This is a genomic window from Bacillus sp. NPDC094106 (assembly GCF_044764345.1).
GTDB lineage: Bacteria > Bacillota > Bacilli > Bacillales > Bacillaceae_G > Bacillus_A.
The window spans coordinates 20852-27506 of record NZ_JBIWHY010000036.1 but is presented as its reverse complement, the minus strand read 5'-3'; the positions used below and the strand labels follow the sequence as shown (position 1 = coordinate 27506).

The 6655-nt window shown below is 35.2% G+C and carries 4 protein-coding genes and 1 riboswitch; of the genes, 3 read left to right on the top strand and 1 reads right to left on the bottom strand.

Features of this window, described 5'->3' with window-relative positions:
• Positions 1-195: 195 nt before the first annotated feature.
• Entirely contained in the window at positions 196-711 is a 516-nt protein-coding gene (locus ACIQ7L_RS27705; protein ID WP_400573381.1) for a hypothetical protein, read from the bottom strand.
• Between the two features lie 636 nt (positions 712-1347).
• On the opposite strand from ACIQ7L_RS27705, the gene ACIQ7L_RS27700 reads away from it, so the two are divergent.
• The 3 genes from ACIQ7L_RS27700 (at position 1348) to metE (ending at position 6605) form a co-directional block, all read left to right on the top strand.
• The gene (locus ACIQ7L_RS27700; RefSeq protein ID WP_400573379.1) at positions 1348-2883 is read left to right on the top strand and encodes an MDR family MFS transporter; all 1536 of its coding nucleotides are present in this window, start codon (positions 1348-1350) and stop codon (positions 2881-2883) included.
• A gap of 92 nt (positions 2884-2975) precedes the next feature.
• Positions 2976-3533, top strand: a complete 558-nt coding sequence (locus ACIQ7L_RS27695) for a PadR family transcriptional regulator (protein ID WP_400573377.1) — start codon at positions 2976-2978, stop codon at positions 3531-3533.
• 465 nt (positions 3534-3998) lie between these two features.
• Positions 3999-4187, top strand: a riboswitch (cobalamin riboswitch).
• A gap of 129 nt (positions 4188-4316) precedes the next feature.
• Entirely contained in the window at positions 4317-6605 is a 2289-nt protein-coding gene (gene metE / locus ACIQ7L_RS27690; protein ID WP_400573375.1) for a 5-methyltetrahydropteroyltriglutamate--homocysteine S-methyltransferase, read from the top strand.
• The last annotated feature ends 50 nt before the right edge of the window (positions 6606-6655 follow it).

The following is a 6655-nucleotide window of genomic DNA, read 5'->3' as shown; positions in this document are numbered from 1 at the left end:
GGGGGCGATGGCCATATTCGCAGTTAATTTAAAACGAATCATGACCTTAATGAAAGAAAAGAAGTAAAAAAAGCATAAGAAAAAGGCGACTTTCCATTCAAAATTGAACGGAAAGTCGCCTTTTTTCGTTTCACATATGTTTTACGGAATGAAAAACGTAAGTTTTTCAGTGCCCTCACGTCACGGGGTTCCTTTTTATTGTTGTATCACAATTGCTTCTTTCGTTTGAAGTGGCCCATACGTTACGTCAGCATGTTGGAATGTATACGTAGCACGTAATGACATAGTAGAAGGAACAGGAGTGTGTGCTACTTTTACTTGACAAGTTAATTGAACTTTTTCATTCGGAAGCAGTTCATCAACTCGCCACCTTACAAGCTGAAATAAAAATTCACTTGCTCCCTTATTCGTCTTTAATGTATTAGGAATGTATACAAAATAATCACGGATCATATGACTCATAATTACTCGAGAAACCTCTTCAGTTCCTCTATTTTCCACCTCAAGTTGAATAACGAGAGTTTCATTTATATCATAAACAAGTTCGTATGAAAAATCTTTCTCTTGTACATTACGAATTTGCAATGTTACCGCTACATTTGGAGTAGATTGTTTCCTGTTTATTTCTTTAGCTCCTCCATCCATCCACAAAACAGGTTGTAAAGATAAAAGAAACATTTCTTGATTTGAAATTCGTTTCCATATTTTCATAATAAAAATTCACCTCATTCCAGATCGTATTATCTATACAACTTTATTCTTCCTAACTAAACAATGAACTACCCTTCTTTCATTATTTATCCCGCATTAACGGGCAGTAATACTCGATTGGTGAGGGCTTTCCATCAGTGAGGGATGAAAAGCCACCCACTGATGGAAGTTTCACTTTATCCGAAATACTAACTTACTTCCGTTCAATACGTAATCCACTTATAACTTCTTTATCTCTCCTCTCTATCTTATTCGACAATTCCAGGGAAAAACCATTTTAAATAGTGGGACAGTACATGATTCAATATTTCTTTTTTACAAACTTTACATTTGAATTATTTCTTCCCATTCATTTTGTACACTACCCTATTTTCCTCACTTGTTCTCAAAAAATTCACCACATATCTCCTTTTTAACTACCTTGAAGAAAAGAAACTTTTGACGGGTAAAAAAAGTTTACCTTTTAGTCAAATTTGACTATAATATGAGTTATGATTTCTATTCTTTCTTTATAAATAAGCGAAAGGAGAGAAAGACTGTACATAAAGATATTCTTCATTATGTACTTCATATTTTGGAAAATACATCCTTTGAAAGATTAAATCAGTTCATTTTTATACTAAAGGAGGATTATGTTTGGAGACACAAATATCTCAAAACAAAATAAGTAAAACAAAGTTTGTTGTTGTAGGATTATTACTTGGTATTCTGATGGCAGCAATGGATAATACGATCGTTGCAACTGCGATGGCAACAATTGTTGGAGACCTGGGAGGATTTGATAAATTTGTTTGGGTCACATCAGCTTATATGGTAGCAACAATGGCTGGAATGCCTATTTTCGGGAAACTTTCTGATATGTATGGGCGGAAACGTTTTTATATTGGTGGATTACTCCTCTTCTTATTTGGTTCTATTCTTTGTGGTACAGCAACAAGCATTGAACAGCTAAGTATTTACAGAGCAATCCAAGGTATTGGCGGCGGTGCTCTTATGCCAATCGCATTTACAATTATGTACGATATATTCCCACCTGAAAAACGAGGAAAAATGACAGGGCTATTTGGAGCTGTTTTCGGAACATCGAGTGTTTTCGGTCCTTTATTAGGTGCTTATATTACTGATTATATAAGCTGGCACTGGGTTTTCTATATTAATATTCCATTAGGACTTATCTCTTTCTTCTTCATTTCTAAGTACTACAAAGAGTCATTACAGTATAGAAAACAAAAAATTGATTGGGCTGGTGCTATTACACTTGTAATAAGCATTGTTTGCTTAATGTTTGCATTAGAACTTGGCGGTAAGGAATATGCATGGGATTCCAATATAATTATTGGTTTATTTACATCATTTGCTATTATGCTTATCATTTTCTTCTTCGTGGAAAGAAAAGCAACAGAGCCAATTATTTCTTTCCATTTATTTAAAAAACGTTTATTTGCAGCCAGCCAAGGTGTAGCCTTTTTCTACGGGGCAGCTTTTATTATTTGTACAGTGTATATTCCAATCTTTATTCAAGGTGTTCTGGGCGGTTCTGCATCCAATGCTGGATTAATTTTAACACCGATGATGGTAGGTTCTGTAATTGGAAGCCAAGCAGGTGGACAATTGGCTTCACGAACAAGTTATCGTAACATTATGCTGATCTCTGGTACATTTTTTGTCGTTGGTATCTATTTACTCAGCACTTTAACAATGGAGACATCACGCACACTCGTAACAGTCTTTATGATTCTTGCTGGGCTTGGGGTTGGCTTCTCTTTCTCAGTTTTAAGTATGTCTTCTATTCACAATTTAGAAATGAGAGATCGAGGCTCTGCCACATCAACAAACTCATTCTTCCGTTCTCTCGGAATGACTCTCGGTGTAACAATCTTTGGTACCATTCAAAACCATATTTTCACCGATAAATTAAAAGCGGTTTTCCCTCCAGAATTAGCAAAACTGGCACCAAAAAGTGGAGACACAAGCTTTTTATTATCACCACATGCTACTGAAAAAATTCCACCGGAAATACTTAATGGAATTAAACAAGCGCTTGCGACATCTATTGCTAATATATTTTTATGGGCGCTTATTCCAGCTATCCTAAGTATTATCTGTATTACACTAATGGGAAAAGATCGTCTTTTCACTGGAACAAAGAAAAAACAAAAGCAAGTAAGTTAGTATAGTAAAACATGCAACGGTATATCTCTTTATCGAAAGAGATATACCGTTTATAATATGTATAAAGTTTATAATACAGGAGTTGAGACAGCGTGAGCATGAAATTAGTCATTCTCGGCTTACTACTCGAAGGAGATAAACACCCATATGAAGTGCAACATATAATGAAAGAACGCCAAATGGATTGTTATATTAAATATGCAAAAGGATCCCTCTATTACGCCTTTGAACAATTAGAAAAACAAGAGGCAATTGCGGTTACAAATGTTGTACGAGATACAAATCGACCAGATAAGACGATTTTTCATATAACCGAAACTGGAAGAGAACTTTTCTATACGCTGCTTTTAAAACAATTCGAAGCAAAAAATCAAATATATAAACCAATCTATTCAGCACTATCTTTCGCTCATTTTGGTGATGAAAAAACAATCGTTCCTATTTTAGAAAAAAAGAGAGAGGACACGATTCAACATTTACATACGATGCAATCAATATACGAACATAGCAAGACACACGTTCCACGTGCACAAATTTATATTTTAAAAAGTGTTATTGAACATATTACAGTTGAATTGCATTGGTTAAATGAACTCCATAAAGATGCAAGTGCTGGTCGCCTTTTCGAAATAGGAATGGATGCAAAGTGAGACTTCTATCAGTGAGGCTTTTCCTCACTGATAATTAGCCTTACCATTCGCCTCTTTATACTCTTTATTATCGCTTCTCTTTCATTTAAATATGAAGCCTCATCGTTCCCTTATAAAACAAACATATACATCAATTAAAAAACCAACATAAAACCCCTCTTTTTAGGTGGGAGAGAGCATCTATTCATGCATAGAAGCGGTCAGGGCCTTTTTTTGCTACATGCGAAGTAAAAACAGAAAGAGCAAACGAGTGTAGGTTACTTTTTATTCTGCATAATAGGGATTTAGATGTCGAAAAATGAAAATGGATTTATATAGAACTTTTGATTCCATCCTTTTTCATAACCATAATTTTCATGCGTAATAAAAAATAAAAACTTCTAAATATTCTTATTTCAAAACAGTAGACAAAATTCTAAAAATTATGTTAGAATCTTTCTCAATATCATATTTGCTTGTTAAATTCCTTTCAAAAGGAAAATAGGTACACGAGATTTCTTATTTCGTGTTGAAAAGGGAAGTTTGGTGAAATTCCAACGCGGTCCCGCCACTGTAAATGAAGAGCCTTCTTTTCTATACCACTGTGAAAACGGGAAGGTAAAAGAAATCATATGACGCATGAGCCAGGAGACCTGCCTATTTTAACAACACTGATAGACTCACGGATGATGATTAGGTGTTACGAACGAGAAGAAAGGACTATTTTCTGTCCCTTTATGCTTTTCGTTACATGCATTTCCAAGTAAACGGAAATGCTTACTTTCAATTAGGGAGGAATTTCAAATGGCAATTCAAACAAGTAATTTAGGGTATCCACGAATTGGATTACACCGAGAATGGAAAAAAACGTTGGAAGCTTTTTGGTCAAATAAGATTGATGAGCAGCAATTTTCAACAACAATGAAAGAAATTCGTCTTCAACATGTGAAAGTTCAGCAAGAAAAAGGGATCGATGTAATTCCAATTGGTGACTTTACATATTATGATCATGTGCTGGACACAGCCTACATGCTTGGCTTTATTCCTTCACGTTTTTCAGAGTTCACGTCTTATCTTGATGTATATTTTGCAATGGCACGCGGCTCCAAAGATCACGTTGCTTCTGAAATGACGAAATGGTTTAACACAAATTATCATTATATTGTTCCTGAGTATGAAGAAGGATTAGAGATTTCTTTAAAAGACAATCGACCACTTCGCTTATATGAAGAAGCAAAACAAGAATTAGGTGTTGATGGTAAACCAGTTATATTAGGACCTTATACATTCTTAAAGTTAGCAAAAGGATATAAACAAGAGCAATTTGCTACTATTTTAAATCAACTCGTTGCTCCTTATGTACAGCTATTAACTGAATTACACGAAGCTGGTGCAAAAATCATCCAAATTGATGAACCAATTTTTGTATCTTTAACAAAAGAAGAAATTGCAGAAGCAAAAGAACTTTACAAAACATTTCGTAAAGAAGTTCCAAATGCATCTCTTATCTTACAAACTTATTTTGATAGTGTAGAAGAGAACTATGAAGAGATTATTACATTCCCTGTATCCGGCATTGGTTTGGACTTTGTTCACGGTAAAAAGGGCAATGTACAAGCACTTTTAGAGCACGGATTCCCATCCGATAAAATTTTAGCGGTTGGTTGTGTAGATGGCCGTAACATTTGGAGAGCTGATCTTGATGAAGTCCTTTCTTTATTGAAAACATTACAAGGTCGCGTTACATCAAAAGAGTTGATCGTTCAACCTTCATGTAGCTTACTGCATACTCCAATTGATAAGACAGAAGAAACACACTTATCAACTGAACTATTTGACGCCCTTGCATTTGCAAATCAAAAATTAGAAGAACTTAGACTTATTAAACATGCGCTTTCTGAAGGTACAGAAAGTGTTAGTACGGAATTAGCTACTTACCGTAGCGCTCATGAAACAATTCGATCTTCAGCTGCACGTAATCGTGAAGATGTACAAACAGCAAGAGCCAATCTTAAAGAAGAAGATTTCTCTCGTCCTCTTCCATTTGAACAACGCTATGAATTACAACAAGAAGCACTACGATTACCACTACTTCCGACAACAACAATTGGTAGTTTCCCGCAAACTGTTGAAGTTCGTCAAACACGTAAACAATGGCGTAGCGGTGATATTACAAACGAACAATATGAAAAATTTATCGAAAAAGAAACTGAGAAATGGATTCGCCATCAAGAAGATATTGGTCTTGATGTACTTGTACATGGTGAATTTGAAAGAACTGATATGGTGGAATATTTTGGTGAAAGACTCGTTGGGTTCTCTTTTACTAAAAATGGCTGGGTACAATCATACGGTTCCCGCTGTGTAAAGCCACCTGTAATTTATGGGGATGTTGCCTTTATGAATGGGATGACCATTAAAGAAACCGTATATGCTCAAAGTCTTACGGATAAAGTTGTAAAAGGTATGTTAACAGGACCGGTAACAATTTTGAATTGGTCATTCGTTCGAAATGATATTTCAAGAAAAGAAGTTTCTTATCAAATTGCATTAGCACTTCGTCATGAAATTGAATTACTTGAATCCTCTGGAATTAGAGTAATCCAAGTCGATGAACCAGCACTTCGTGAAGGAATGCCATTAAAAGAAAAAGATTGGGATGCATATATTACTTGGGCAGTTCAATCTTTCCTTTTAGCAACATCTTCTGTAGCGAATGAAACACAAATTCATACACATATGTGCTACAGTAACTTTGAAGATATTGTAGATGCAATTCGTGCATTAGATGCAGATGTTATCTCTATTGAAACATCTAGAAGTCATGGTGAATTTATTCATACATTGGAACATACAACTTATGAAAAAGGAATTGGTCTAGGAGTCTATGACATTCATAGTCCTCGTATCCCAAGCAAAGATGAAATATACACAATTGTAGAGCAGTCCTTAAAAGTGTGTGATTCAAAATACTTCTGGATTAATCCAGACTGTGGTTTAAAAACAAGAAGCACAGAAGAAGTTATCCCAGCTTTAGAGCATATGGTTCAAGCTGCTAAAGAGGCCCGTTCCCTTCTAAAAACAAATGCATAATGAGAAAATAGGGTGTCCTTCATTGTAACGAAATTCAACAGAAAAGCCAC

Excerpts from the sequence above, each read along its gene's own strand:
- ACIQ7L_RS27705 (WP_400573381.1), bottom strand. The coding sequence starts at position 711 with ATGAAAATATGGAAACGAATTTCAAATCAAGAAATGTTTCTTTTATCT.
- metE (WP_400573375.1), top strand. The coding sequence starts at position 4,317 with ATGGCAATTCAAACAAGTAATTTAGGGTATCCACGAATTGGATTACAC.